This window comes from Streptomyces marianii (assembly GCF_005795905.1).
GTDB lineage: Bacteria > Actinomycetota > Actinomycetes > Streptomycetales > Streptomycetaceae > Streptomyces > Streptomyces marianii.
Map to the genome: position 1 here is coordinate 769,484 of NZ_VAWE01000001.1, position 24,307 is coordinate 793,790.

Genomic DNA, 24,307 nt, shown 5'->3' on the forward strand with positions numbered 1-24,307 from the left:
GCCGTGGGGCCACGGAGGGGCGGCGGTCAGCCCCGGGCGTGGCGCATCAGCAGCTCCCGCAGCTGACGGGCGTGGCGGCGGCTCACGGCGAGTTCCGCCGCGCCCACGCGGACGGTCGTGGCACCCGCGTCCAGTCGGAGTTCGTCGATCCGGCCGAGGGCCACGAGGTGGCTGCGGTGTATCCGGACGAAGCCGCGGGACGCCCAGCGCTCCTCCAGCGTGGAGAGGGGGATCCGGACGAGATGACTGCCGTCGGCCGTGTGCAGCCGCGCGTAGTCGCCCTGAGCCTCGACGTAAGCGATCTCGTCGATGGGGACGAACCTGGTCACGCCACCGAGTTCGACGGGGATCTGCTCGGGCGCGGTGCCCGGTGCGGTCGACCCGGTGACCAGGGGACCGGTGGCGGCGGAGCCCGCCCGGTCCGGGGCCGGCCCGCCCGCCGCGCCCGCGTCCGCGCCGGCCACCGGCGGGGACTGCCGGGCACCGCGCGCCGCGGCGGTCAGATCGCTGACCCGGCGGACGGCTTCGGCGAGCCGTTCTCTGCGCACCGGCTTGAGGACGTAGTCGACGGCCTTGAGGTCGAACGCCTGCACGGCGAAGCCCTCATGGGCCGTGACGAACACGATCAGCGGCGGCCTGGCGAACTCCGAGAGCAGCCGGGCGACGTCGAGCCCGGTGAGCCCCGCCATGTGGATGTCGAGGAAGACGACGTCGATGCCGTCGCCGCCGTCCGGTCCCGCGTCCAGCGCCCGGCTGATGCGGCGCAGCGCCTCCGTGGCGTCGGTGGCACCGTCCGCGCTGCGCACCCGCGGGTCGGATCGCAGCAGGTACAGCAGTTCCCCCAGCGCCGGCTTCTCGTCGTCGACGGCAAGTACGCGCAGCATGCTGCGGATTTTAGGCACGGGCCGCCCGTGCGGCCACGGGCGTGTCCATCACCTCGTCCACCGGGCGCGGCCGCCGGTCCCTCCCGACCCGGCGGCTCCGGTGCCGAAGGAGTCGTCCTCCGCACACGCCGCCCGCAGCTCCTGGGCGTCGGCCATGCCGAGGTACGTGGCACGGCACCGGTGGCAGTGGGTGAGGTGCCCCGCCACCCGGGCCTCCTCGTGGGGGACGAGCACACCGAGGACATACGCGCCGAGCAGCGGCTCCACATGAGGACTGCCGGAAGGTCGCCCGGTCATACGGACGCCCGAATCTCCACCGTTCACCCACCCATTCTGACGGTCCTCTCCATAACTCCGCGCCAGAGTCGCAGCACTGCACGACCCGGTCGCACTTTCCCCTTCCGCCGCTGAGCACGGCACTGCTCCGCTGCGTATTCCAGGGCGACACCCACGGTGCATACGCCTCGTATGCACCGTTCGTAGCCGACGAGCCGAAGGATTGGTCCATGAATCTGCGGGAGCAGCACCGGGATGTGGCCGCATACGCGCTCGGTGTCCTCGACCCCGCGGACGCCTTCCGCTTCGAGGAGCATCTGGCGGACTGCGGCCTCTGCGCCCTGTGGCTCTCCGACTTCGCCCCGGTCGCGTCCGCGCTGGGCGATCTCGCGGGTCCCGGCCGGGCCGACGAACCGCCCGCGCCGCGGCTGCTGGAGCGCCTGCTCCACGAGGTCGCGGCCCGGCGCCGGCGCGCTTCGCGCCGCAGGCTGCGGCTCGTGGCCGCGGCGGCCGCGTTGGTCGTGGCGCTGCCCGCGGCTGCGGTGAGCCTGTCGCGCGGGCCGGACGGCCCGCTCACGGGAGGCCCCGACGAGCGGATCACGGCCACGGACGGCGCCACCGGTGTCTACGGCGCGGTGGACCTGCGTTCCAAGGGCTGGGGCACGGCCGTGGCCCTGCGCATGGCGAAGCTGCCCGGTCCGCGGACCTGCCGGCTGGTCGCGGTCGCCAAGGACGGCACGGAGTACGCCGTCACCAGCTGGTCGGTGCCTCCTGCCGGTTACGGGACAGACACCCCGGGGGCGGAGGAGGAGATGGACATGGAGGCGGGGACGGCGCTGCAGCGCGAGGAGATCGGCCGCTTCGAGGTCCGCACGGACAGCGGCGAGCACCTGGTGTCCCTGGACCGCTGACCGTCGGCCCGGGGCCCGCCCCCGGCGCCCGCGCGCCGTCATTTGAGCAACCGTGACAGCCTGCGGTCCGCCAGCGGCTTGCCGCCCGTCTGGCACCTGGGGCAGTACTGCAGTGACGAGTCGTGGAACGACACCTCGCGGACGGTGTCGCCGCACACGGGGCAGGGCTCGCCGGTGCGGCCGTGAACCCTCAGACCGCTCTTCTTCTCGGCCTTCAGCCGGCCGGCGGCCAGGCCCCTGGAACGCTCGACGGCGTCGGTGAGCGTCGTGCGCATCGCCTCGTAGAGACCGGTGATCTCGTCCTCGCCGAGTCTCGAGGTGAGCTTGTACGGCGACATCCTCGCGGCGTGCAGGATCTCGTCGCTGTACGCGTTGCCGATTCCGGCGATGAGGCTCTGGTCGCGCAGCGCGCCCTTGATCTGCCGGCGCTCCCCGGCGAGGAGCGCGGCGAACGCGTCGCGGTCGAAGTCGTCCGCGAGCGGGTCCGGTCCGAGGCGGGCGACGCCGGGCACCTCGGCCGGGTCGTGCACGAGGTGCACGGCGAGCCGCTTGGTCGTGCCGGCCTCGGTCAGGTCGAAGCCGTCCCCGCCGGTGAGCGCGGCGCGCAGGGCCAGCGGACCCTTGCCCGGGCGGGGCATGCCCGACGGGAGGACGTCCTTCCACTGAAGCCAGCCGGCCCGGGCGAGGTGGAAGACGAGGTGCAGTCCGCCTGCGGTCCCGATGTCCAGGAACTTGCCGTGCCGGCGCACGGAGGTGACCTCGCCGCCTTCGAGGGCGGTGAGCGGCGGGTCGTACGTCTTCAGCACACTGATCGCCACGGGCATCATCCGGGCGATCTCCTTGCCGAGCAGGTTCTCGTCGAGGAAGCCCCTGAGCGCTTCGACTTCGGGCAGTTCCGGCATGGCTCCAGCCTGCCGTACCGGGTCCGCTCGCGCAGGCCCGCCCCGGGCACCGGTCCGGTCCCTGGGGCGGGTCTCGAGAGTCCCGTCCGGCCGGGAACGTCCGCACCGCGCCCCAACGGGCTCGCTGAGAGCTGTTCCGCAAACCCCGGCGGGCGCGCGACGACGGCTACGGCGCCTCGCCGCGTTGTCGGATCATGCGAGTACACCCAGTGTGAGGACGACTCTCCGAGTTGCGATGCACCGCGTCCGACGCCGCGCGCCGGCCCCCGGGGACTGCGGGGCAGCCCTCAGCGGACCAGCTCCAGCAGCGCGGCCATCTCCTCCTCGATCGCGCGGGCCAGCCGGTCCACGTCGGGCAGGGCCTTCCCGTCGGCGACCAGGCCGAAGTACACCCGGCCGCCGTACGTGGACATCGCCACGGCGAGGGACTGGCCGCGGGCGAGCGGGGCCATCGGGTAGATCTCGCGCAGCGGGCAGCCGCCGAGCGACAGTGCGGAGCGGGGCAGCGGCACGCTGGTCGCGAGGAGGTCGAACAGCATCCGGGCGGCGTTGCCGGCGATCGGTGCCCCGAACCGGTGGGCGAGCGGCGGCAGTTGGTCGGCGAGCACGGCGACGGCTCCGGCCCCGCGCAGTGGCCCCGCCGCCTTGTTGCGGTCCATGCCGTCGCGGACCGCGTAGAGCCGGGCCCAGGGGTCGGGCTCGGTGACGGGGAGGTCGAGCAGGTACGCGGACAGCTTGTTGCCGGAGCCGGGCGGGCCGCCGGGACGGCGCCTGGACACCGGGACGAGGGCGCTGGGGTCGGTGGGCGGCAGGGCGTCACCCCGCTCGGTCATCCAGCGGCGCAGCGCCCCGGCGACAGCGGCGAGGAGCACGTCGTTCGCGGTGCCGCCGGCGACCCTGCGGACCTCGTGGACCTCGTCGAGGTCGAGTACGGAGGTGGCGAGCCTGCGAGTGCCACTGGAGCTGGCGCTGAGCGCCGCGGCGCCGCGGGGGTCGAGCCGGCCGGCCCGGGCGAGCGAGGCGCCCAGGAGGGAGGCGCCGACTCCGAAGGCCCGGCCCAGTTCCTCGATGCGGCCGCGGGCCATCCCGGCGACCTGCCAGGGACCGGGCAGCCAGGACCGGGGCGGTACGGCGGCCGGGCCCCGGCCGGACCTTCGGCCGTGCCTGCGGGCGCGCGCCGCGAGCGGCCCGGCGATCTCGTCGAAGATGCCCGCCCCGATGGCGACGGCCCGCATGCCGTCCGCGAGAGCGTGGTGCAGTTTGACCAGGACGGCGAACGGATCGCCCGGACCTCCGGTGAGCAGGTACATCTCCCAGGGCGGCAGCCCCCGTTCGAGCGGGCGCTCCATCAGCTCCGCGGCGAGCGTGGCCGCGGACGCCGCGAAGTCGCCCGCCGGCAGCCGGACCTGACGCAGATGCCGCCGTACGTCGAAGTCCTTGTCGGCCGTCCAGGCGGCGCCGCCCACGGGCAGCAGGACGTCGGTGACGCGCATGCGCAGGCGGGGGATCGCGGAGGCACGGGCGGCGAGCAGCGCGAGGATCTCCTCGCTGCCGGCCGCGGCCGTGCCGGCGTCCCCGGACGCGGGCGGGGTGAAGTGGGCGAGCGCGCCGAGGTGCATCGGGTGGTCGGCGGACTCAAGGTGCCAGAAGGCCAGATCCAGGGGTGCCAGCAGCTCGGTGCTCAAGGGTGTCCTCATGTCCTAGGAGGCCGGAACACAGGAATCAGCAGTCAATCGCCTGCGGTCGGTTACGGTCAAGCGCAATCAGGTTACATAGGGTTACTGTCGGGTGGTCTTCAGGTTGCCGCCCGGACCGGGACGACGAACTCGCACCACACGCACTTGCCGGTGCCGCGCGACTCCACTCCCCAGACGTCCGCCAGCCGGTCCACCAGCATCAGTCCCCGGCCCGAGACCCCGGCGTCCCCCGCCTCCCGGCGCCGGGGCAGGGCGCTGGAGGAGTCCTCGACCTCGGCGCGCAGCCGCCGTTCGGGCCCCGTCAGCACGCGCACGGTCACGATCGCCCCGCCGTCGGTGTGCATCAGGGCATTGGTGATCAGTTCGTCCGCCGCCAGCTCGATCTCGTCCGAGCGGTCCGCCGCACCCCAGGCCCGTACGGCGGCCCGGATCATGTGCCGGGCGGAGCTGAGCGCCTCGGGGTCGTTCTGGGCGACATGCTGCTGGAGCCGCCCGCCGGTGCGCGGGGCGTAGGCTCCGCGGCGCTGGAGCAGCAGCAGCGCGACGTCGTCGTCGCCACCCCGTTCGTCGACCTCCTCGCAGAGCTGGTCCGCGAGCATCTGGAGGTTCTTGGAGCCGCCCCGGATCGCGGTCGTGAGCTGCCGCATCCCGTCGTCGAGGTCGGCACCCGGCTGTTCGACGAGCCCGTCGGTGTAGAGCAACAGGGTCTGCCCGGGGTCGAGTTCCAGGGTGGCGACGGGGTACTCGAGCCGGCCGAACTCCGCGGACAGGCCCAGGGGCAGCCCGCCCTCCACCGGGATCCGGCGGCCCTCCCCGTCGGAGTCGAGGAGCAGCGGGTCGACATGGCCGGCGCGCACCATCTGCACGACGCCCGTGGTGAGGTCGGCCTCCGCGTAGATGCAGGTGGCGAAGCGGTCGGTGTCGAGCTCGTGGAGGAAGACCGAGGCGCGGGCCATCACGGTCGCGGGAGTGTGCCCCTCGGCCGCGTACGCGCGCAGCACGATGCGCAGTTGGCCCATGACCGCCGCGGCGTGGGTGTCATGCCCCTGGACGTCGCCGATGATCGCGCCGACCCGGCCGCCGGGCAGGGGGATGACGTCGTACCAGTCGCCGCCGATGTCGCGGCCGAGGCGGGCCGAGCGGTAGCGCACCGCGATCCGGGCGCCGGGCACGGAGGGGATGCGGCGGGGCAGCATCGCCTGCTGGAGCCCTTCGGCCAGGTCGTGCTCCTGCTCGAAGAGCATGGCCCGCTGCAGGCTCTGCGCGATGCTGCTGCTCAGCGCCACCAGCAGATTGCGCTCCTCGGTGGTGAAGCCGGTCTTCTCCCGGTACAGCAGGCCGAGCGCACCGATCGGCCTGCCCTGGGCGATCAACGGCATGTAGGCCGCGGAGGTGATGCCGAGTCCGCTGATGTGCGGCCAGAGTCGCGGGTACGAGCCGGCGAAGTCCTCCTTGGACTCGATGAACCGGGGCACCAGCGTGCGGATGACCTCGCTCATCGGGTACTGCTCGTCGACCCGGGTGAAGCGGGTACCCGGGACGAAGGAGCCCTCCGGGCCCTCCGCGACGAGATGGATACGTCCGGACTCCAGCAGCCCCATCACCAGGCTGGTGGCGCCGAGGTGTTCCAGCCCGTGCGAGTCCTTGAGCACGTCGATGACGTCCTTGACGGTCCTGGCGTCGGCGAGGGCGGCCGTGGTGCTCTCCACGACACTGGTCTGACGTCGGCGTTCCGCGTCGAGTTCGAGCCGGGCGGAGGATTCGGCGAGCTCCTGGGTGGCGTCGCGGACGATGCCGATGATGCGGTGGGGGCGGCCCTCGGCATCACGGAGCACCGATCCCTGGGTGTGCGTCCAGCGCAGGGTGCCGGTGCGGCAGCGGATGCGGAAGTACGCACCGTAGTGGGAGCTGCCGTTCTTCAGCGCCTGCGAGACCAGCTCGTCCAGCCGGGCCGCCTCGCCGCGCGGGAAGCGCCGGGCCAGGGTCTCCGGGCGGCCGTCGTACTGGTCGGCGGGCGTGTCGAACACGTCGAGAGCGGGCTGATCCAGATGCATCAGCCCGCTGTCGAGGTCCCAGTCGAAGCTGCCCATGCGGTTCAGGGCCAGGCTCAGATCCGGGTTGGCGGGCCAGTCGTCGGGAAGCGACAGGGCCCCCGCTGCCCGATCAGCCATGGTGACACTCTGCCATCATTTGTCCGATTTATCGAGCGAACGGGGCGCTGCGGCCTCAGCGCTGAACACTCCCACCGGCGGCGGGCAGGCCGGCGCCGGTCCCGGCACCGACACCGGCGGGAAGCGGCGCGTCCGGAAGGATGACGCCGGGTCCGCCCTGGGGCTCACCCGCGCCGCCGACGGCACCCGAACCCTGGTCCACGCCGCCGACGCCGCCCGAACCCTGGTCCACGCCGCCGACGCCGCCCGAACCCTGGCCGGCACCGCCGCCGGAGTCCGGCGAGATCAGGATGTCGCTGTCACTCAGACCGGCACCGCCCTGGTCGAACCCGCCCTGGCCTCCGGCGTCCTGCCCGCCGGTACCCTGGCCCGCCCCGTCGGGCAGTGGCGCGTCCGGAAGGATCGGCGGCGGGCCGTCGGGGCCACGGGGCGGCGAGCTCGGGACAGCGGGACGGACCGCGCTCGGAGACGCCGGCTGCGGCCCGGAGGCGTCGGGACTCGGTGGCGGCGGTTCGCTCGGCGACCCGAGCCCGGCCGGCTGGGGCCCCTGAGGAGCGTCGGTGACATGGAGCCCGGGGTCGTACGCCGGCGGCACCTGCGGATTCTGGTCCGCCTCGCCGTCAGAGCCGCTCCTGCGCTCCATCCAGGTGTTCGCGCCGATATCGACGAGCACCAGGCCGTCGATCACGTGCGCGGCCCGGGTGATCACGACCACGCGGTCACGGTCGTACCCCTGCCAGGGCTTGCCCTGCTCGTTCACCGCCCCGGCGGTCACCACGGGGGAGGCGAGCGGGCTCCCGGACCCACAGCGGACCCGTGGTGAGCCGTGCTCGTCGACGAGCACGGCGGTCCCGCCCTGGAGCACGGCCTGCCGGCGCTGGGCGACACCGTCGCGGTAGCCGTGGTTGGTGACCCGGGCGTCGGCCCGCAGCACCACGGGCGTGAGACCCCGCAGGAACCCCGGCAGGTCCTCCTGGCCTACGCCGACGCCCTCGGCGAACGCCTGCGCCTTGCCCTGGTCGGCGACCAGGAACCGGATCTGCTGCTCCACGTCACAGCTCGCGACGGACCGGGTGCCCCCGTACAGTCCGGGCGTGGAGCCCAGCACGGTGCGGATGGACCGCACATCGGGGTCCTGCTGCACGGAGCTGGACGCACGCGGCGTCGGCAGCTGACGGGACACCGCCGTCACGGTGGCCGTGGAGGGCGTGAACGGATCGGGGCCGGGCTCCGCGGCCGGCTGCAGACGGACCTCCTGAGAGGGGGTCGAGCCCGACTGCCCCTGATCCGTGAGACTGCTGCAGCCAGTGACCAGCAGTGCGGCCGACAAGCCGGCCGACATCGCGGCCAGCCCGGCGTGCCGGCGATACATCGGTGAGCGCACGAACATGCCCCGCCATCTCCCGCCTGTTGTGAGGGTGTACCCGGAGTGATCACTCCCTGTCTTGCACCACACTCTCCGGAGCCGCGACTTGAACACGTTCAAGAATCACCTTAGGCTCGAGCGCGGAACTGAACGCGTTCAAGATGGGGGGTGGCGCGATGACCGCGCTGGTCAACGCGATCGTGATGCTCGGGATGCTGGTGATCGTTCCGCTGGGACTGCGACTGCTGCCGGGCCCGGACCCGGGCGCCGTCCGGCGGCTCTGGCCCTTGCTCGCCCTGCCCGGCGCCGTCAGCCTGTGGTTGCCCCGGGGCGCCCTCGCCACGGCCCTGGCCTCGGTCTACGCCCTCGCCACCGCCGCCCTCGCCCTGCACGCCCCGGCCCGGCTGCGGCGCACCCGCTCGCTCGCGCCGGCGGAGATCGCCGTCCTCACGGCCCTGGCCGCGCCGGCCGTGGCAGGAGTGGCCCTGGTGGCCGAGCGCTCCGGCCACGAGCTGCTCGGATTCGACCTGGAGATCCTGGCCCTGACCGTGCCGCACTTCCACTTCGCGGGCTTCGCCGCGGCGCTGGTCGCGGGCCTGGTCTGCCGTTCCGCCGGGGGTTCCACCGGCCGGTTCGCGGCGGTCAGCGTGCCTGCGGGAACCCTGCTGGTACTCGCCGGCTACTTCACGGGCGACCGGGTCGAACTGGCCGGGGCGGTGGTGCTGACCGCCGGGATGTGGGCGGTTGCACTGCTGACCTGGCGCGATGTGCGCACAGGCAGGGCCGAACGGCTGATTCGCACATTTCTCGGGGTATCGGCGGCCGTTCTGGTGGCGACGATGCTCCTCGCCCTGAGCTGGGCACTCGGCGAGGCCACCGGCCTGCCGCACCCCGACCTCACCTGGATGGCCGCGACCCACGGCCTCGGCAACGCCCTGGGCTTCGCCCTCTGCTCGCTGCTGGCCTGGCTGCGGCTGGAGGAGACCACCGCCCAGAAGGCCGACGGCCGCCGCACCACCGCACGAGCCGGATCGACAGGACCCGGACCAAGAGGACCGGAATCGACGGGACCGGAAAGGACCGCCACGTGACCCTCGCCGACGGACTCAACTACGCCGAGACCGGCGCCACCCGCCGCACCCCCCTGCCCGAGGGCTACCACCACCTCCACGTCCGCGTACACGTGGGCCACGGCCCCGCGGCCCTGGAGACCGCGGGCGCCGCCATCACCGGCTGGGCGGTGCACCGCGCGTCCGGAGCGCGGGTGGCCGCCTCCACCGCCCGCGCCGAACCGGGCACCTCGGTCGAGATCTCGCTCGGCGTGGGCCCGCTGCGCTTCCGTGCCCCGTGCCGGGTGATCTGGACCGCGTACGGACCGGACCGCATCGGGTTCGCCTACGGCACGCTGACCGGCCACCCCGAGTGCGGCGAGGAGAGCTTCCTCGCGGAGGCGGCGGAGGACGGCTCCGTGTGGTTCACGGTGACGGCGTTCAGCAGGCCCGCCCGCTGGTACACCCGGCTCGCCGGGCCGCTCGTACCGGTGGCGCAGCGGATGTACGCGCGACGGCTCGGCGCCGGCCTGCGGCGGCTTGTCGCCGAGGCGGATACTGGGGGTACGGGAGGTCCGCGATGGAGTGGTTCTCGGCACCCGACTACTGGTTGAGCAGACTCGTCTTCCAGCGGGCGCTGGCCGCGCTGTACCTGGCGGCCTTCGTCGGGGCGGCCCTTCAGTTCCGCGCCCTCATCGGTGAGCGCGGCATGCTCCCGGTACCCGAGTACCTGCGGTACGCCCCGATGCGGCGGGCGCCGAGCATCTTCCAACTGCACTACTCGGACCGGTTCTTCGCCTGCTGCGCCTGGGCGGGGGCGGTGCTCTCGGCCGCGCTGCTCGGGGGCGCGGCCGACCACCTGCCGCTGTGGACGGCGATGCTGTGGTGGGCGGCGCTGTGGGCGCTGTACCTCTCGATCGTCAACGTCGGGCAGACCTGGTACGCCTTCGGCTGGGAGTCGCTGCTGCTGGAGACCGGGTTCCTCGCGGTCTTCCTCGGGAACGAGCGGGCCGCGCCCCCGGTGCTGGTGCTGTGGCTGCTGCGCTGGCTGCTCTTCCGGGTGGAGTTCGGCGCCGGGCTGATCAAGGTCCGCGGAGACGAGTGCTGGCGCCGGCTGACGTGTCTGTACTACCACCATGAGACCCAGCCGATGCCCGGCCCGCTCAGCTGGTTCTTCCACCGTCTGCCGGGGCCGCTGCACCGGGCCGAGGCCGCCGCCAACCATGTGACCCAACTGCTGGTGCCGGTGCTGCTGTTCACCCCGCAGCCCGTAGCCTCCGCGGCGGCGGGGCTGATCGTCGTCACCCAGCTGTGGCTCGTCCTGTCCGGCAACTTCGCCTGGCTCAACTGGCTGACGATCGCCCTCGCGCTCTCCGCCGTCGACTTCTCCGCGCTCACCGGGCCGCACCCCCTGCCCGCCCCGCCGCTCTGGTACGAGGTCCTGGTGATCGCGGCGACCGTCCTCGTCCTCGTTCTGAGCTACCGCCCCGTGCGCAACCTGATCTCCCGGCGGCAGGCGATGAACCGGTCCTTCGACCCGCTCCACCTGGTGAACACCTACGGCGCGTTCGGAACCGTCGGGAGGGTCCGGTACGAGGTCGTGATCGAGGGCACGGACGAGCCGGTGCCCCGCCCGGGCACCGTGTGGAGGGAGTACGAGTTCAAGGGGAAGCCGGGCGGCCTCCGCCGGCTGCCCCGGCAGTACGCCCCGTACCATCTGCGCCTCGACTGGCTGATGTGGTTCGCCGCCCTCTCCCCCGCCTACGCCCGGTCCTGGTTCGGCGGCTTCGTGGAGCGGCTACTGGAGAACGACCGGGACACGCTGAAGCTGCTGCGCCGCAATCCCTTCCCGGACGCACCGCCGTCGTACGTCAGGGCCCGGCTGTACCACTACGCGTTCACGGACTGGCGGCAACTGCGCTCCACGGGCGCGTGGTGGGAGCGCCGCTATCTGCGCGAGTACCTGCCGCCGACCCGGCTGAGCAGCACGCACGTCCCGGCGGAACGGGTCTGACCCGGCCGTGGGGACCGGCCCGGCCCGCGCTGCGGGCGGGGACGGGGAGATTCGTCCCGTCGCGCCGCCCCGGCGTCCCGCGTGCGGCCGGGGGGGAGGACGGGATGCAGGGACCCCCGGTCCGGAGCGGACCGGGGGGGTGACAGCCCTGGGGCGCGAGATCAGTCGATGCCCTGCAGGATGTGCGGCTCGGCGAGGTCGTCCTCGTAGCCGGCCAGTCTGATCGGCGCGGAACGGGCCCAGACCTCGAGGCTTCCGAGCTCGTCCGGCCGCCCCGGTCGTTCGCCGGGTTCCGCCGCGGGCTTGGTCTTCTTCGTTTCAGTCGTCACCGCGCACTCCTTAGTGTCGCGTCACAGGGACAAGGGCGGTTCGGTCGCGGTGGCGCCGTTCTTCGGGCGGGATCGCGGCCGAGGTTGCGGACCTGTCCCGGGGCGGTCTCGGGAGGTTTCGTGACCCCTTGCCGACCGTCCGTTGGATCCAGACTAACCAAATGAGCGCGGCTGCGCTCGATGGATTACGTCACATTGGGCGTTTCTTTACGGGAAAGCGTCCTAAGGTGACGGCCCATCGGGTACAGGAAACCCCCGGGGAGTCCTGCTCGCCCGGGGGAATCCGCCGTTCGGGTTACCTCGCGACTCACCAGTTCGCGCGGTCGTAGTCCTTCAGGAAGCAGCCGAAGAGCTCCTCGCCGGCCTCGCCGCGCACGATCGGGTCGTACACCCGGGCCGCGCCGTCGACCAGGTCCAGCGGAGCGTGGAAGCCCTCGGCCGCGAGGCGCACCTTGTCCGGGTGCGGACGCTCGTCGGTGATCCAGCCGGTGTCGACGGCGGTCATCAGAATGCCGTCGGCCTCGAACATCTCCTGGGCGCTGGTGCGCGTCAGCATGTTCAGGGCCGCCTTGGCCATGTTGGTGTGCGGATGGCCGGCACCCTTGTAACCGCGACTGAAGACGCCCTCCATGGCGGAGACGTTCACGACGTACTTGCGCCGGGCCGAGGACGCGGCCATCGCTGCTCGGAGCCGGCTGATCAGGATGAACGGCGCCGTCGAGTTGCACAGCTGCACTTCGAGGAGCTCGACCGGGTCGACCTCGGAGACGGTCTGGATCCAGCTGTTGGTGTCGTGCAGATCGGGCACGAGCCCGCCGGCGTCGATCGCGGTGCCGGCCTCGATCCGCGCGAGCGACGCCGACCCGGAGACGAGGGCGAGACCGGTGACGTCCTGGGCGCTCAGCCCTTCCGAGCGGGGCCCGGGCAGGGCCGCGACCCGGTCCACCCCACCGCTGCCGAAGGTGCCGATCACCTCGGCGGCGGGCAGTTCGCCCGCGGGCAGCGGGGCCCCCTCGGCCGCGACGAGCTCGCTGTACGCCTGCGGGGAACGACGCACGGTCTGCGCCGCGTTGTTGATCAGGATGTCCAGCGGCCCCTCGGCCGCGACCGAGTCGGCGAGCGCCACGACCTGCGCGGGGTCACGGAGGTCGATACCGACGACCTTGAGCCGGTGGATCCACTCGTCGCTGTCCGGCATCGCCTTGAAGCGGCGGACCGCGTCGTTGGGGAAGCGGGTGGTGATGGTGGTGTGGGCTCCGTCGCGGAGCAACCGCAGTGCGATGTACATGCCGATCTTGGCCCGGCCACCGGTGAGCAGCGCCCGCCGGCCGGTCAGATCGGTGCGGGCGTCGCGACGGGCCCGGTTCTCGGCCGCGCACTTCTGGCACAGCTGGTGGTAGAAGGCGTCGACCTCGACGTAGCGGGTCTTGCAGATGTAGCAGGACCGGGGACGCTGGAGTATGCCCGCGATCTCCCCCGTCACCGACGAGGACGGCAGCAGCCCCTGGGTCTCGTCGTCGATGCGGTCCGCGGAGCCGGTCGCCGTGGCCTCGGTGACGACCTTGTCGTGGGCGGTCTTGGCGGCGCGGCGCTCCTGGCGGCGGCGCTGCTTCACGGTGCGGTAGATCCCCGCGGTGGCCCGGCGGACCGCGACCGCGTCGGGGTGGTCGACCTCCAGGCGGTCGAGCTCCTCGAGAACGCCCAGGCAGACGGCCAGTCGCTCGGGGTCGATGCCGGGGCCGAAGTCCAGGCTGTCGTCTGTCACCGTCATCGCCGCTGCCGTTCCCTGTGTTCTTCGCATGCCGCTTGGGGGTTTCCAAAAGCGGAACTTTACTTCAGAGGCGGGCGTGCGGGCCAAACCGTTGCAGGGCGAGACCGGCACATGACGTTCCGCATCCAATCCTGCACGGTGCGGAACGGCGATGGGTGTCACCTCATCCGCCGCCCCTTGCCCAACGCGATCACCCCGGGCTTCGAGAGGGTGTACGGCTCCCGGTCCCGTTCCGGATCGACGCCGGGCGTGGCTCCCGGCGGGAGCCGACGTTCTCGTCGAGCACCGCTGCGCGCACGACCGCACCCCGACCGACGCGTACGCTGCCGAGTCCCACGGGTGCCGCGGCCGCCGATGCAGACGGGTGGCCGAAGCCCCCGTACGCTACGGCCGTTGCCCGCCGGGCGGACGGTCGAGGACGCAGTCGCCGCACAGTCCGCCGCCCGGGCAGCGGTAGTAGAGGCAGCAGCTGGTGCGGCGCAGCGCCGGACCCCTCACGGTGCCGGAGAGGTCCGGGTGGTCCAGCAGTCCCGCGGTGAGTGCGGTGGCGCGCTCGGCCACGTCGGGCCGGTCTCGTTCCCGCGCCCAGCGCCGGATCTCGCGCAGGGCGCCGGCGAGGGCGGAGCCGGCGTTGCCCCACAGCAGCCGGTGCGAGATGCGGACGTCGCTCCGCAGGGCATCGGCGAGCGGGACGAGGTGGCCGTACTGGACCGCCTCCCGGATGCCGTCGACGGTACCGGGGAGCATCCCCGCCCCTGTCCAGCAGAGATCGTCGGGTGAGCTGAGCTCCGGGTCCCAGTACAGCGCTGCGGCGGCCGGGTCGGGGAACTCTCCGTGGAGCGCGGCCGGGCCGAGCGCCGCGGACCAGAGCCGGGCGGCGAGCCCGAGGTGGGCGATGGAGGCGGCGACGCGGCGCTCGGGGGTACGCAGCCGGGCCGCGACCCGGTCGACGCGGGCGGTCAGGGGCGCGAGTTCGCCGGCGTGGAGCCTGGACAGCGGCAGATGGCCGGGACCTGGCTCTGCGGTCCGGGTCGCGAAGAAACCGCCGATCGACTCCGTCTCCGTCCGCTCCACGCGCCCCGCCCGGTTTCGTTCCGTCGTCCGTCGTCCCGCTGTCCGGCCGGGACCCGAGCGCCGCTGGCGGGGCCGGGTTCCTGCCTCGTGTGCAGCATACGGCGGCGGCCACGAGGCTCGTCCCCGATTCCGGCACCGGGCTCACCGCCCCCCGTGCCGGCGCCGCCGGAACGCCGTCAGATGCTGACACCGCCCGCACGGAGGTACCTGAGCGGATCGATGTCGGACCCGTATCCCGGCCCGGTACGCACCTCGAAGTGGAGGTGCGGTCCGGTGCTGTTGCCGGTGGACCCTGAACGGGCGATCCGCTGACCGCTGTTGACCCGCTGCCCCTCCCGCACGGTGAGCGCGGACAGATGGGCGTACTGGCTGTACTTCCCGTCGTCGTGCCGGATGACGATCTGGTAGCCGTACGCGCCCGCCCAGCCGGCCGAGAGCACCCGGCCCCGGGCCACGGCCTTCACCGAGGTGCCCGTCGGTACGGGGAAGTCCACGCCCGTGTGATAGCCGCTGGACCAGGACGAACCGGCTCTGCCGTACGGGGTGCCGGTGCCGGCGGCGACGGGTGCGCTCAGGCCGGCGCCGCGCTGGGCGCGATCGGGACGCTCCTGCTGCCGGGGCTTCGGCTCGGTCTTCGCCTGCTGTTTCTGCTGCTTCTGCTGCGGCTGGGCCGCGGGCGGCGCGGCCTTCGGCGGCTGCGTCTTCGGAGCGGACTTCGGCGGGGTCGCCGGCCGGGTCCGGGGAACGCTCTTCGACGGTGCGGGGGCGGCGCCCCGCACGACCAGCTGCTGGCCGGGGTAAATGAGATCGGGGTCGGCGCCGACGACCTTCCGGTTGGCGTCGTAGAGCGCCTGCCAGCCGCCCCTGACCCGTTCGGAGGCGGCGATCCCGGAGAGGGAGTCGCCGGTCGTCACCGTGTAGCTCTCGCGCAGGGCGGGGACGGTGGTCGGGGTCGCCTGCTGGACGGTCGGCCGGGATAACGCTGCCTGAGCCCGGAGCTGCCGTTCGGATGAGACGTCCGGTGTGTCGTCGTCTCGGGTCAGTCCCGCCCGCGCCGAGCAGACCGGCCAGGCGCGGGGCCCCTGACCGTCCAGCACCTTCTCCGCGACGGCGATCTGCTGGTCGCGGGTGGCGAGGTCGGCGCGCGCGGCGTAGGCCGTTCCGCCGTACTCCTCCCAGGTGGACCGGCTGAACTGGAGTCCGCCGAAGTACCCGTTGCCGGTGTTGATGTGCCAGTTGCCGGTGGACTCGCAGGCCGCGACCTTCTCCCACACGTGCTCGGGAGCCGCGGCTGCCGTTCCCGCGCCGATGAGCGGCAGCGCCATGCCCGCACCACCCACGGTGACGGTGAGCGAGGCCCGGTTGATACGGCTCGGCTGGTACCGGCGGTGTCGTCCACGAACGGCCATGAGTTCCCCCTCGAACGCCTCGGCGGCCGCCCAAGCTATTGGCTCGCCGCAAGACATGACAAGGGGGTGCATGCGGGCGCCCCGACGCAGGGCGCACGGCCGTCCGGAGGGAATACGGTGGACGGTGCGCCCCTCGCGCGACTCGTCGCCCATGAACGCCGCACTCCGGTGACGCGTATTCATACTGGCCACGGAGAGGCGCACTTCCGCATGACCGCACGCAGTCGACGGATTCCAGGAGCACACGTATGAGTGGTACCGCCCAGATCGGCGTCACCGGGCTCGCGGTGATGGGCCGCAATCTCGCCCGCAATTTCGCGCGCAACGGCTACACGGTCGCCCTGCACAACCGGACCAACGCCCGCACCCGCGAACTCGTCGAGTCGTTCGGCGACGAAGGGTCCTTCGTCCCCACCGAGTCCGCCGAGGAGTTCGTCGCCGCGCTGGAGCGGCCCCGGCGACTCATGATCATGGTCAAGGCGGGTGCCCCGACGGACGCGGTGATCGAGGAGTTCGCCCCGCTGCTGGAGCCCGGCGACCAGATCATCGACGGCGGCAACGCGCACTTCGAGGACACCCGCAGGCGTGAGCGCGAACTGCGCGAGCGCGGTATCCACTTCGTGGGCGTGGGCGTCTCCGGCGGTGAGGAGGGCGCGCTGCACGGCCCGAGCATCATGCCGGGCGGTTCCCCGGAGTCGTACGACACGCTCGGCCCGATGCTGGAGAGGATCGCCGCGAAGGCCCCGGACGGCACGCCCTGCACCACGCACATCGGCCCCGACGGCGCGGGCCACTTCGTGAAGATGGTGCACAACGGCATCGAGTACGCCGACATGCAGCTGATCGCCGAGGCGTACCACCTGTTGCGGTCGGTCGCCGGGTACTCACCGGAGAAGATCGCCGAGACCTTCCGCGAGTGGAACACGGGCCGGCTCGACTCGTACCTGATCGAGATCACCGCCGAGGTGCTGGCCCACACGGACCCGGTGACCGGGAAGCCGTTCGTCGACGTGGTCGCCGACCGGGCGGAGCAGAAGGGCACCGGCCGCTGGACCGTGCAGATCGCCCTCGACCTGGGCGTACCGGTGTCGGGCATCGCGGAGGCCGTCTTCGCCCGTTCGCTGTCCGGGCACATCGATCTGCGCGAGGCCTCTCAGTCGCTGCCGGGACCGACGCCCCAGCCGCTGGACGAGGCGGACGCCGCCCGCTTCGCGGCGCAGGTCGAGCAGGCGCTCTACGCGTCGAAGATCGTGTCGTACACGCAGGGCTTCCACCAGATCCGGGCCGGCGGCGACACCTACGACTGGAACATCGACCTGGGCTCGGTGGCGGCGATCTGGCGGGCGGGGTGCATCATCCGCGCGGCCTTCCTGGACCGGATCCGGACGGCGTTCGACGCGCGGGCCGACCTGCCCAGCCTGCTGTCGGACAAGCAGTTCGCCGAGGAGATCGGCGCGGCCCAGGACGACTGGCGCGCGGTGGTGGCCACCGCGGCACGCCAGGGTGTGCCGACGCCGGGCTTCTCCGCGGCGCTCGCGTACTACGACGCGCTGCGCGCACGCCGGCTGCCGGCGGCGCTCACCCAGGCACAGCGGGACTTCTTCGGCGCGCACACCTACCGGCGCACCGACCGTGAGGGGTCGTTCCACACCCTCTGGGGCGGCGACCGGTCGGAGGTGGGCACCGGCTGAGCCGTGGGCCGGCGCATCCGGGTCGCATGGTGGCGCGCCGACGCGGCGGATCACCACAGGTCGTGATCCGTCGCGTCCGTGGTGTGGCGCCGGCCCTTACGGCGTCAGCTCAGCGGGCCGGGCTGGGGGTCCGGTCCGGGCACCGGGTCCGGTCCCGGCGGTTTGGGAATCGGGTCCGGTGCGGGGCCCGGCGGCGGCTGCGGCGGGGGTACGGGTCCGGGCGGAGGCCCCGGCGCCGGCCCCGGACCGGGCTCCGGTGGCGGCGTGGGAGCCGGGGGCACGGGGTCGGGTGGCGGCGTCGGTGGCACGGGGTCGGGTGGTACGGGGTCGGGTGGCGGCGCAGGGGGTGCCGGGTCGGGCGGGGGTTGTGTCATGACGGTCTCCCCGGGGATTCGGTCGGCCGGGCGTCGGCTAGGCCGGACGCGCGTTTCGGGTTCCACGCATGCGGCTTCCCACACGCGTCCGGTCCAGTCATCGGCACGTGTGGGGCAAGGGTTGAGGGCGCGGCCGGGGGCGGACCCGTCGGTGCAGCCCGGGGAACGCGCGGTCCGGGCAGGCCGCCGGTCCGCTTGCCTCGAGGTGCCGGCCGACCGGGGAACACGAGGTCCGCGCCCGCCGCCGGCGCTCCCTCGCGCAGGCCGGGGGTGCCGGCGGCTCGCGCAGGCCGGGGGTGCTCACCCGTGTACGCCGGTCGACGGTGCCCGGAACCGCAGGGCAGGGGCCCCGGGACCTCACGGCTCGCGGCGGACCGCCGTCTCCGGTGCCGAAGGGGCTGCCGACGGCTCCTCGCCGTCGACCGCCCCTGCCGCCACCGCCCGTACCGCTGCCGCGAGGCCGGGGCGGGGGCTGGAGAGCACGGGGATGGACGTGGTCACACGGGCGGCCGCGGCCGCCATGGACGCCTGGGCCAGGACGGTCACATCGGCGTCGCGGACGGAGTCGACGGCGGCGGCGACCAGGTTCAGACAGCCGTCGTGGTCGCCGGACTCGAAGCGCTCCCAGGCTCCCCCGACGAGATGGGTGCGCACCGTTCCGGAGCCGTCCGGAACGGCGGGCTCCATCATCCGCTCGCGGTCCGCCGGGTCCAGGGCTTCCCACAGGGGTTCCGCGCGCACCACGGCCCCTCGGCCCACTTCCCCGCGAACCCGTTCCTCCCCGATCAGCGCGACCGTGGGCGCCAGGGTGGTCGCGACCGCCGCGACGACCGCGATCCGCCGGTGGGCGGCGGCGGCCGCGGCCATGGGCCGGTCGACCCGCAAGACGGGCACCCCGACGTCCGCCGGGCACCGCTCGGCCACCGCCCCGATGGTGGAGCAGGTACACAGGACCGCATCCGCTCCCCCGGCGACGGCCCCGGCCAGAACCGAGCGGACGGCGTCGGCCACCGCTGCCGCACCGTGCGACCTGGCCCGGGCCAGCAGGTCCTCGTCGACGGTGTGCCGCAGCCGCAGACCCGGGTGGTGGCGGCCCTGCAGGGCGTCGAAGACGGGCACATGAACCGGGGAGGTGTGCAGCAGGGACAGCACGGGCTCCGCTGCCTCCGGCGGGCCGGCCTCGGGCGAACGCTCCGCCAGCGGGCCGGCCCTGTGCGAGCGGTCGGCCCACGGCGGCAGGGCCGTCACAGCCCCGGGTGCTCCTTCGTCTGCCGCTCGGCCTCCTTGACCAGTTCGGCGGACGGCACGGGAGCCTCGTCCGGGTGCCGCTGCGCCCACTTCGCGGCGTACGGGCAGAGCGGCACGACCGGCACCCCCTCACGGGCGGCCATCGCGTAGAACTCTCGCACCAGGGTGCTGCCGATGCCCTTGCCCTCGTGCGCCGGCTCGACGATCGTGTGCACGGGAACCAGCGCCGCAGGGCGGAAGTCCAGTGTGAAGTACGCGATGTGGCCGACGAACTCGCCGTCCTCGTGCGCCTCCAGCCGCCCCTTCTCACGATCGTCACGGAGTTCGGAGTCAGCCATCGTGCTCTCCTCGGTCAGCGGACGTGCCGTCGGTCGGTTCAGTATCGGGCCACGGGAGCCGGCACGGCGTGCGGGCTGCTCTCCGTGTCGCTCCCGGGGACCGGCCGGGACGGGTCCGAGCCCAGCTCGACGATGCGGTTCCGCCCGTCGACATGGACGACGCGGGGCACCAGCGACCTCGCCTCGGCGTCCTCGACCTGTGCGTAGCTGATGAGGATGACCAGGTCACCGGGGTGCACGAGATGGGCGGCGGCGCCGTTGATCCCGATGACGCCCGAGCCGCGCTCCCCTTCGATCACGTACGTCTCCAGCCGGGCGCCGTTGTCGATGTCGACGATGTGGACGAGCTCGCCGGGAAGCAGGTCGGCTGCTTCCATCAGCTCGGCATCGACGGTGACGGAGCCGACGTAGTGCAGGTCGGCCTGGGTCACGGTGGCCCGGTGGATCTTGGACTTGAACAGAGTACGCAGCACTTTGGACTCCTGAAAGACGGCTCCCTGCCTGCTTTCTGCAGGTCAAGGGCGGTCTTCACTTTACACGGGCACGCGTCGGAGTCGACGGTTGTGAGGAACATCGCTTCTCATCGGGACAGGGCTCCCTGCCTGGGATTCCGCGCCTGACGGCCGCCCCGGCCCTCCAGCCAGCCCGGAACCGGCATCGACGCCCGCACCACCTGCCACTCGGCCTCGGTCATGTCCGACGCATAGCACGGGACATGGTCCGGACGGTCCGCGGCATTCCCGAACCTGTGCACGAGGCAGCCACACGACCGGGACACCACGTTGGACTCGGCAGGCCCGAGCGCGAAAGACTGTGACAGCAGGGCCTCCTGGTGCTGCTCGGTTGGAATCGCAACCCCGAGCTACCAAGAGGCCCTTCCTTCATGCATCAACCTCGCGACCATCACCCGAACAGGAACCCTGTTCGACTGGCCAAGCCCGCTGAACGGAAAGCGGAAGCCTTCTCAGGCGTTCTCGTCATGGATCCGCGCACCCAGATCCTCCGCCCACTCCAGCGCCCACGCCTTGAGCTCTTCGATCTGCCGGGAGGTAAGCCCGTACGCGGTGTAGTCCTCATCCTCGTACCAGTCCGCGCCGATCAGCCGATCCCGGAGGTCTTCGAGGCTGAACTCGTCGTGGGCGCGACGGCGGCCCAGGGATTCGAGGTCGGCGATGGAGCGGTGGCGGGAGGCAGCCTGCACGTCGATGAGGTCGCGGACGGTGCCGCGGTCGGCGAGGGCACGGTGGCGACGTCGAGGTCGCGGCTGAAGCGCTCGACCAGGCCGTGGGCCTGCACGGCGTATCCGCCGGTGAGGACCAGAGGGTAGGGGGAGCCGAGATCGAGGATGTCGGCGAGGAGACGCCCGTGGAGCGGAGTGAGCTTCATGCGGCGGTCGTGTCGGCCGGAGCGGTGCGGAGCAGCTCGGGGAAGGCGTCCTCCCAGACCTCGCGGATGTAGGGACTGATCAAGCGCCGCAGCACGGGCCACTGCTCGGCGAGCAGCCGGTGGTGCAGGAGGGTCACCAGGTCCTCACTCAGTCCTTCGGCGAGGACGGTCCGGTAGAGCGTCATGCGGGACTTCGGACGGTCCAGGCTGTAGCTCGTCCGCCCGGACCAGACGATGTGGAGCGGCAGGTCAACGTCGCCCTCGACGGGGCCGGCCAGCTCCTGCAAGCGCTCGGGCAGCCGGCTGCGGTAGCGGTGCCGCAGCACCTCGGCGCGGGGTGCGGTGATCGTCGTGTCCATGCATCCAGTATCGCTGCTGGGAGGCGGCGGCATGGCGGATACGGGGCGCCCTGACGTACCGCACGGGTCGGGCACCGCCTGCCCTGCTCTCGGCCATCTCATCCCGTGGGCGCTTTGGCTCCGGGGCCTGGATCGTGGTCGGCATCGCCCTGCCGGCGCTGCTGGGCGGTGTCACGCCCGCACTCGTGTTCGTTGCGGTCGAGCTCCGACCTCGGTCCGCTCGGTCGACGGAGCATGATCGACGCCGGCGCGTGAGGGCCGGGGCCGAGTTCCACACCGTGACCCCGTGCCGGACCGCCGACTCCGCCCAGTGCCGAGGGTCCTTGGCCCGGTCCGGCGAGGGAACGACCACGGTGCCGCCCGCCGCGGTGGTGCCGAGGAACTCGACGAAGGACATGCCGAAGCTGGGCGACGAAAGGGCCAGGACCGTGTTGAAGTTTCCCTGGGAAGCTTCACGCGGGGGCGTCGTCGGGTTTCTGGCCAGTGGTGGAACTACGCGCAAGGGTCCAGAACAACACTGCGGTGACGGTGCAGAATGCCGCGCCGACGGCGACGCTCAACTGACTGGCTCGGATGAAGTCCTCTTTGGCCGCCGTCACGATGGCCTCGCGCTGGCCGGGAGTGGGTGCGGGAAGCGGCCTGCCTGGTCCGACCTCGGCGACGTACGCGTACGGGTTGGCCTCTTGGATGATGCGGTCGGTGACCGCCTGACGCGCCCGTGACTCTGGTACCGCCTCCCGCAGTGCGGCGTCGAGGGTGCCTCCCAGCCAGACCGCGAGGATGGTGCCGAGGACCGCGAAGCCGAACGTTGAACCGATGGCCCGCTGGGCATTGAAGATGCCGGAGGCCATTCCGGCCCTGTCCGGCGGGACCGATCCCACGGCCAGAGAGGTGATCGGAATGACGAGCAGAGCGGTGCCTGCGCCTGTGACGAACAAGCCTGCTGCGACCAGGTACACCGAGACCGGCATGCTCACAGCGATGATGGCCAGCCCCACGACCAGCAGGGGTTGACCGATTCTGGCGATTGGCAGAGCCTCGAACCGTGCGACCAGTCGGCCCGCGACCGGCGACAACACCATGAGGGTGAAAGCGAACGGGAGAATCAGCAGCCCGGCCAGTTCAGGCGAATAGTCCTCGACGTTCTGGAAGTACTGCGTGACGACCAGCAGCATGCCGTACACGCCGAAGAACGCGGAGAAGGCCGTGACGATGGCCACGGTGTAGGTGCGGTTTCCGAACAGCCTCACGTCCATCATCGGGTTCGGCGACCCGTACTCGTACCGACCGAAGACTGCAAACCCGGCCACGCCGACGGCCAGCAACGCCAGGACAAGAGGCGACGTCCAGCCGAGGTTCTGGCCCTGGATGAAAGCGTATGCCAGTGCACCGACGGACACGGCGAACAGCATCTGCCCGCCCCAGTCGAAGCCACGGGTCTGCTCCGCACGGGACTCGCCGACGTATCCGAAGGTCAGGGCGAGTGCCAGCACGCCGACAGGGACATTGATCAGGAAGACAGCCCGCCAGCTGACGGCCTCGGTGAGGAAGCCACCGAGCGTGGGCCCCAGAGGTGAGGCGATGGTGGCCACACCGGTCCACAGCCCAATGGCCTTTGCCCGGTCGCCCTTGTCAGGGAAGGCAGAGCTCACCAGGGCCAGCGAGCTCACGATCACCGCCGCTGCGGCAACGCCCTGAACAGCTCGGGCGACCGCCATGACTCCGAGGTCCGGAGCCAGGCCGGCAGCCACGGAGCAGACGGTGAAAACCGAGATCCCCACGACGTAGACGAGACGGCGCCCGAAGCGGTCGGCGAAGGTGGCGGCGGCCATGACGAACACGGACATGCCGATGGAGTACGCCGTGACCACCCACTGCAGGCCGGACTCGCCCACACCAAAGTTCCGCTGGATGTCGGGCAGGGCCACGTTCGCGATCAGCACGTCGAGGGCCACCAGGAAGACACCCAGCGCCGTCGCGACGACCGTCAGCATCTGGCGCGTGTGCAACTGTTGTGCGGGGAGAGCCGGCCCCGCTCCCTGACCGCCGTGACGCCACAGATGACGCGGACCGGGCACGTGTCTCCCTCTGTCTGCCCCGCAAGGGGCGCCGACCAGCAACCTGCCCTGAGCCTGACGACATGGACTCACGGAGGGTTCAAGCAAGTCCGAAAGGCAGAGGAAGGTTCGGGCATGTCCCGGAAGGACACTCGCAAGTCCGATGTTGTATCAGTGGACCGGCAGGAAGTCCTCCCGCCGCGCCGCTGAAGCCTTCCTCCCGCAGCAGATCGCCAACGGTGTCCGCGCCGACCTGGTGCCCGGTCCGGGTCAGTTCTCCGGCGAGTGAACGGGGCGACCTCACCGTCCGTCGGCACAGAGCGCCTATCGATCAGAAAATCATGGGGTTCTCGTCGAGGATGTGACGGACGTGCGGGCCGCCGAAGGAGCAGCAGACGATGTGTGGCTGACGCTGGTGTCTGCGGAAGAAGCGGCGGGTTTCGGCGGCGAGTTCGGCTTGATCTCGGGCTCGGTGCCGCCTGGGCAGGCTCTGTTTGCGGTCGGCGTGACCAGCTCGTCGAAGTTGAGTTCCGGTGAGTACGGCGGCAGGAAGTGCAGCTCGACGTCGTCGGGATGGTCGGCCGGCCACTCCCGGGCCTTCTTGGAACGGTGGGCGGAGTGCCCGTCGACCACGAGGTGGACCTTGCGGTCGAAGTGGCCGGCGAGGCGGTCCAGGAAGCGGCACATCACCTCGGGTTCCGGCGGGGCGCGCGTCAGGCGGACTGCCGGCACGGTCCACGGGTCGGCGGTCAGGGCGGCGAACAGAAGGGCCGGCCCGTGGCGGCCTCGAAGAACGGCCGCATGCCCACCCCCCGTTCGTCCCGCCCCGCGACGGCAACGGCCACGGCCACGGCCAGACTCTGCTGCCCAATTCGGTTGAGCAGCAGAGTCATGCCGGGAAGGCCGCAACGGTCACCGCGTTGTCGCAGGTCATGGTCCGCGTGTCGGAGTTGCCCCGGAATTGGGCAGCAGAGTCGGCCACGGCACAAAGCCAGGTCCTG

At 72.2% G+C, this 24,307-nt stretch carries 24 protein-coding genes and 2 pseudogenes; 6 read left to right on the forward strand and 20 right to left on the reverse strand.

What is annotated here, in order from left to right:
- Nucleotides 1-26: 26 nt before the first annotated feature.
- Complete coding sequence (locus FEF34_RS03520; RefSeq protein WP_138051816.1) at nucleotides 27-884, reverse strand: LytR/AlgR family response regulator transcription factor; 858 nt, start codon at nucleotides 882-884, stop codon at nucleotides 27-29.
- 48 nt (nucleotides 885-932) lie between these two features.
- Entirely contained in the window at nucleotides 933-1,208 is a 276-nt protein-coding gene (locus FEF34_RS03525; RefSeq protein WP_234042256.1) for a zf-HC2 domain-containing protein, read from the reverse strand.
- A gap of 182 nt (nucleotides 1,209-1,390) precedes the next feature.
- On the opposite strand from FEF34_RS03525, the gene FEF34_RS03530 reads away from it, so the two are divergent.
- Nucleotides 1,391-2,071, forward strand: a complete 681-nt coding sequence (locus FEF34_RS03530; RefSeq protein WP_138051817.1) for a zf-HC2 domain-containing protein — start codon at nucleotides 1,391-1,393, stop codon at nucleotides 2,069-2,071.
- Between the two features lie 38 nt (nucleotides 2,072-2,109).
- Here FEF34_RS03530 and FEF34_RS03535 read toward each other — a convergent pair whose 3' ends face one another.
- From FEF34_RS03535 to FEF34_RS03550, 4 genes are all read right to left on the reverse strand, one after another.
- Nucleotides 2,110-2,973 carry an Fpg/Nei family DNA glycosylase gene (locus FEF34_RS03535; protein ID WP_138051818.1) on the reverse strand — a complete coding sequence of 288 codons (864 nt, stop codon included), beginning with the start codon at nucleotides 2,971-2,973 and terminating at the stop codon, nucleotides 2,110-2,112.
- A 287-nt stretch (nucleotides 2,974-3,260) separates the two neighbouring features.
- Complete coding sequence (locus tag FEF34_RS03540; protein ID WP_138051819.1) at nucleotides 3,261-4,658, reverse strand: wax ester/triacylglycerol synthase family O-acyltransferase; 1,398 nt, start codon at nucleotides 4,656-4,658, stop codon at nucleotides 3,261-3,263.
- A 110-nt stretch (nucleotides 4,659-4,768) separates the two neighbouring features.
- On the reverse strand, nucleotides 4,769-6,841 hold the full coding sequence (locus FEF34_RS03545) for a SpoIIE family protein phosphatase (RefSeq protein ID WP_138051820.1): 2,073 nt from the start codon (nucleotides 6,839-6,841) through the stop codon (nucleotides 4,769-4,771).
- Between the two features lie 55 nt (nucleotides 6,842-6,896).
- Nucleotides 6,897-8,231: a DUF6777 domain-containing protein gene (locus tag FEF34_RS03550; protein WP_138051821.1), complete on the reverse strand. Its 1,335-nt coding sequence runs from the start codon at nucleotides 8,229-8,231 to the stop codon at nucleotides 6,897-6,899.
- A gap of 152 nt (nucleotides 8,232-8,383) precedes the next feature.
- Between FEF34_RS03550 and FEF34_RS03555 the strand changes: the two genes are divergently transcribed.
- The 3 genes from FEF34_RS03555 to FEF34_RS03565 are packed head-to-tail and all read left to right on the forward strand — an operon-like array spanning nucleotide 8,384 to nucleotide 11,270.
- On the forward strand, nucleotides 8,384-9,298 hold the full coding sequence (locus FEF34_RS03555; protein WP_234042257.1) for a YndJ family protein: 915 nt from the start codon (nucleotides 8,384-8,386) through the stop codon (nucleotides 9,296-9,298).
- The gene (locus FEF34_RS03560; RefSeq protein ID WP_138051822.1) at nucleotides 9,295-9,870 is read left to right on the forward strand and encodes a DUF1990 family protein; all 576 of its coding nucleotides are present in this window, start codon (nucleotides 9,295-9,297) and stop codon (nucleotides 9,868-9,870) included. The genes FEF34_RS03555 and FEF34_RS03560 overlap by 4 nt, the downstream gene beginning before the upstream one ends.
- On the forward strand, nucleotides 9,837-11,270 hold the full coding sequence (locus FEF34_RS03565; protein WP_138051823.1) for a lipase maturation factor family protein: 1,434 nt from the start codon (nucleotides 9,837-9,839) through the stop codon (nucleotides 11,268-11,270). The genes FEF34_RS03560 and FEF34_RS03565 overlap by 34 nt, the downstream gene beginning before the upstream one ends.
- Nucleotides 11,271-11,431: 161 nt before the next feature.
- On the opposite strand, the gene FEF34_RS40995 is transcribed toward FEF34_RS03565, so the two are convergent.
- From FEF34_RS40995 to FEF34_RS03585, 5 genes and pseudogenes are all read right to left on the reverse strand, one after another.
- The gene (locus tag FEF34_RS40995; RefSeq protein ID WP_171052799.1) at nucleotides 11,432-11,599 is read right to left on the reverse strand and encodes a hypothetical protein; all 168 of its coding nucleotides are present in this window, start codon (nucleotides 11,597-11,599) and stop codon (nucleotides 11,432-11,434) included.
- 307 nt (nucleotides 11,600-11,906) lie between these two features.
- Complete coding sequence (locus tag FEF34_RS03570; RefSeq protein ID WP_138051824.1) at nucleotides 11,907-13,370, reverse strand: SDR family NAD(P)-dependent oxidoreductase; 1,464 nt, start codon at nucleotides 13,368-13,370, stop codon at nucleotides 11,907-11,909.
- Nucleotides 13,371-13,528: 158 nt separating this feature from the next.
- Nucleotides 13,529-13,695 (reverse strand): annotated as a pseudogene (locus FEF34_RS42520) (GlgC family sugar phosphate nucleotidyltransferase); the annotation flags it as partial.
- A gap of 59 nt (nucleotides 13,696-13,754) precedes the next feature.
- Nucleotides 13,755-14,444 carry a (2Fe-2S)-binding protein gene (locus FEF34_RS03580; RefSeq protein ID WP_138051825.1) on the reverse strand — a complete coding sequence of 230 codons (690 nt, stop codon included), beginning with the start codon at nucleotides 14,442-14,444 and terminating at the stop codon, nucleotides 13,755-13,757.
- Between the two features lie 176 nt (nucleotides 14,445-14,620).
- A complete protein-coding gene (locus FEF34_RS03585; RefSeq protein WP_138051826.1) occupies nucleotides 14,621-15,853 on the reverse strand; it encodes a transglycosylase family protein in 1,233 nt (410 codons plus the stop codon).
- Between the two features lie 248 nt (nucleotides 15,854-16,101).
- On the opposite strand from FEF34_RS03585, the gene gndA reads away from it, so the two are divergent.
- Nucleotides 16,102-17,544 (forward strand): NADP-dependent phosphogluconate dehydrogenase, encoded by a 1,443-nt coding sequence (gene gndA / locus FEF34_RS03590; protein ID WP_138051827.1) that lies wholly within the window; start codon nucleotides 16,102-16,104, stop codon nucleotides 17,542-17,544.
- A 731-nt stretch (nucleotides 17,545-18,275) separates the two neighbouring features.
- Here gndA and FEF34_RS03600 read toward each other — a convergent pair.
- The 7 genes and pseudogenes from FEF34_RS03600 to FEF34_RS03635 form a co-directional block, all read right to left on the reverse strand.
- The gene (locus FEF34_RS03600; RefSeq protein ID WP_234043049.1) at nucleotides 18,276-19,070 is read right to left on the reverse strand and encodes a hypothetical protein; all 795 of its coding nucleotides are present in this window, start codon (nucleotides 19,068-19,070) and stop codon (nucleotides 18,276-18,278) included.
- A 92-nt stretch (nucleotides 19,071-19,162) separates the two neighbouring features.
- Complete coding sequence (locus FEF34_RS03605; RefSeq protein ID WP_138051828.1) at nucleotides 19,163-19,504, reverse strand: GNAT family N-acetyltransferase; 342 nt, start codon at nucleotides 19,502-19,504, stop codon at nucleotides 19,163-19,165.
- Nucleotides 19,505-19,542: 38 nt separating this feature from the next.
- Nucleotides 19,543-19,977, reverse strand: a complete 435-nt coding sequence (gene panD, locus FEF34_RS03610; RefSeq protein WP_138051829.1) for an aspartate 1-decarboxylase — start codon at nucleotides 19,975-19,977, stop codon at nucleotides 19,543-19,545.
- A gap of 491 nt (nucleotides 19,978-20,468) precedes the next feature.
- Nucleotides 20,469-20,890: pseudogene (locus tag FEF34_RS03620) on the reverse strand (hypothetical protein).
- Nucleotides 20,887-21,249, reverse strand: coding sequence for a hypothetical protein (locus FEF34_RS03625; protein WP_138051830.1), 363 nt, complete (start codon nucleotides 21,247-21,249; stop codon nucleotides 20,887-20,889). The pseudogene FEF34_RS03620 and the gene FEF34_RS03625 overlap by 4 nt, the downstream one beginning before the upstream one ends.
- Nucleotides 21,140-21,751, reverse strand: a complete 612-nt coding sequence (locus tag FEF34_RS03630; protein ID WP_267905176.1) for an AMP-binding protein — start codon at nucleotides 21,749-21,751, stop codon at nucleotides 21,140-21,142. The genes FEF34_RS03625 and FEF34_RS03630 overlap by 110 nt, the downstream gene beginning before the upstream one ends.
- On the reverse strand, nucleotides 21,702-23,243 hold the full coding sequence (locus tag FEF34_RS03635; protein WP_138051832.1) for a DHA2 family efflux MFS transporter permease subunit: 1,542 nt from the start codon (nucleotides 23,241-23,243) through the stop codon (nucleotides 21,702-21,704). The genes FEF34_RS03630 and FEF34_RS03635 overlap by 50 nt, the downstream gene beginning before the upstream one ends.
- Before the next feature lie 226 nt (nucleotides 23,244-23,469).
- Between FEF34_RS03635 and FEF34_RS43605 the strand changes: the two genes are divergently transcribed.
- Nucleotides 23,470-23,595, forward strand: coding sequence for a hypothetical protein (locus tag FEF34_RS43605; RefSeq protein WP_267905177.1), 126 nt, complete (start codon nucleotides 23,470-23,472; stop codon nucleotides 23,593-23,595).
- 50 nt (nucleotides 23,596-23,645) lie between these two features.
- Here FEF34_RS43605 and FEF34_RS03640 read toward each other — a convergent pair whose 3' ends face one another.
- Both FEF34_RS03640 and FEF34_RS41000 read right to left on the reverse strand, forming a co-directional pair.
- A complete protein-coding gene (locus tag FEF34_RS03640) occupies nucleotides 23,646-24,038 on the reverse strand; it encodes a transposase (protein WP_325063616.1) in 393 nt (130 codons plus the stop codon).
- A gap of 17 nt (nucleotides 24,039-24,055) precedes the next feature.
- Nucleotides 24,056-24,199, reverse strand: a complete 144-nt coding sequence (locus tag FEF34_RS41000; RefSeq protein WP_171052800.1) for a hypothetical protein — start codon at nucleotides 24,197-24,199, stop codon at nucleotides 24,056-24,058.
- Between the last annotated feature and the right edge of the window lie 108 nt (nucleotides 24,200-24,307).

Coding starts and splice junctions, on each gene's coding strand:
- FEF34_RS43605 (WP_267905177.1), top strand. CDS start 23,470: ATGTTGTATCAGTGGACCGGCAGGAAGTCCTCCCGCCGCGCCGCTGAA.
- FEF34_RS03545 (WP_138051820.1), bottom strand. CDS start 6,841: ATGGCTGATCGGGCAGCGGGGGCCCTGTCGCTTCCCGACGACTGGCCC.
- FEF34_RS03570 (WP_138051824.1), bottom strand. CDS start 13,370: ATGACGGTGACAGACGACAGCCTGGACTTCGGCCCCGGCATCGACCCC.
- FEF34_RS03605 (WP_138051828.1), bottom strand. CDS start 19,504: ATGGCTGACTCCGAACTCCGTGACGATCGTGAGAAGGGGCGGCTGGAG.
- FEF34_RS03530 (WP_138051817.1), top strand. CDS start 1,391: ATGAATCTGCGGGAGCAGCACCGGGATGTGGCCGCATACGCGCTCGGT.
- FEF34_RS03535 (WP_138051818.1), bottom strand. CDS start 2,973: ATGCCGGAACTGCCCGAAGTCGAAGCGCTCAGGGGCTTCCTCGACGAG.
- FEF34_RS03520 (WP_138051816.1), bottom strand. CDS start 884: ATGCTGCGCGTACTTGCCGTCGACGACGAGAAGCCGGCGCTGGGGGAA.
- gndA (WP_138051827.1), top strand. CDS start 16,102: ATGAGTGGTACCGCCCAGATCGGCGTCACCGGGCTCGCGGTGATGGGC.
- FEF34_RS41000 (WP_171052800.1), bottom strand. CDS start 24,199: ATGACTCTGCTGCTCAACCGAATTGGGCAGCAGAGTCTGGCCGTGGCC.
- FEF34_RS03550 (WP_138051821.1), bottom strand. CDS start 8,231: ATGTTCGTGCGCTCACCGATGTATCGCCGGCACGCCGGGCTGGCCGCG.
- FEF34_RS03565 (WP_138051823.1), top strand. CDS start 9,837: ATGGAGTGGTTCTCGGCACCCGACTACTGGTTGAGCAGACTCGTCTTC.
- FEF34_RS03625 (WP_138051830.1), bottom strand. CDS start 21,249: ATGGACACGACGATCACCGCACCCCGCGCCGAGGTGCTGCGGCACCGC.
- FEF34_RS03555 (WP_234042257.1), top strand. CDS start 8,384: ATGACCGCGCTGGTCAACGCGATCGTGATGCTCGGGATGCTGGTGATC.
- FEF34_RS03635 (WP_138051832.1), bottom strand. CDS start 23,243: ATGCTGACGGTCGTCGCGACGGCGCTGGGTGTCTTCCTGGTGGCCCTC.
- FEF34_RS03585 (WP_138051826.1), bottom strand. CDS start 15,853: ATGGCCGTTCGTGGACGACACCGCCGGTACCAGCCGAGCCGTATCAAC.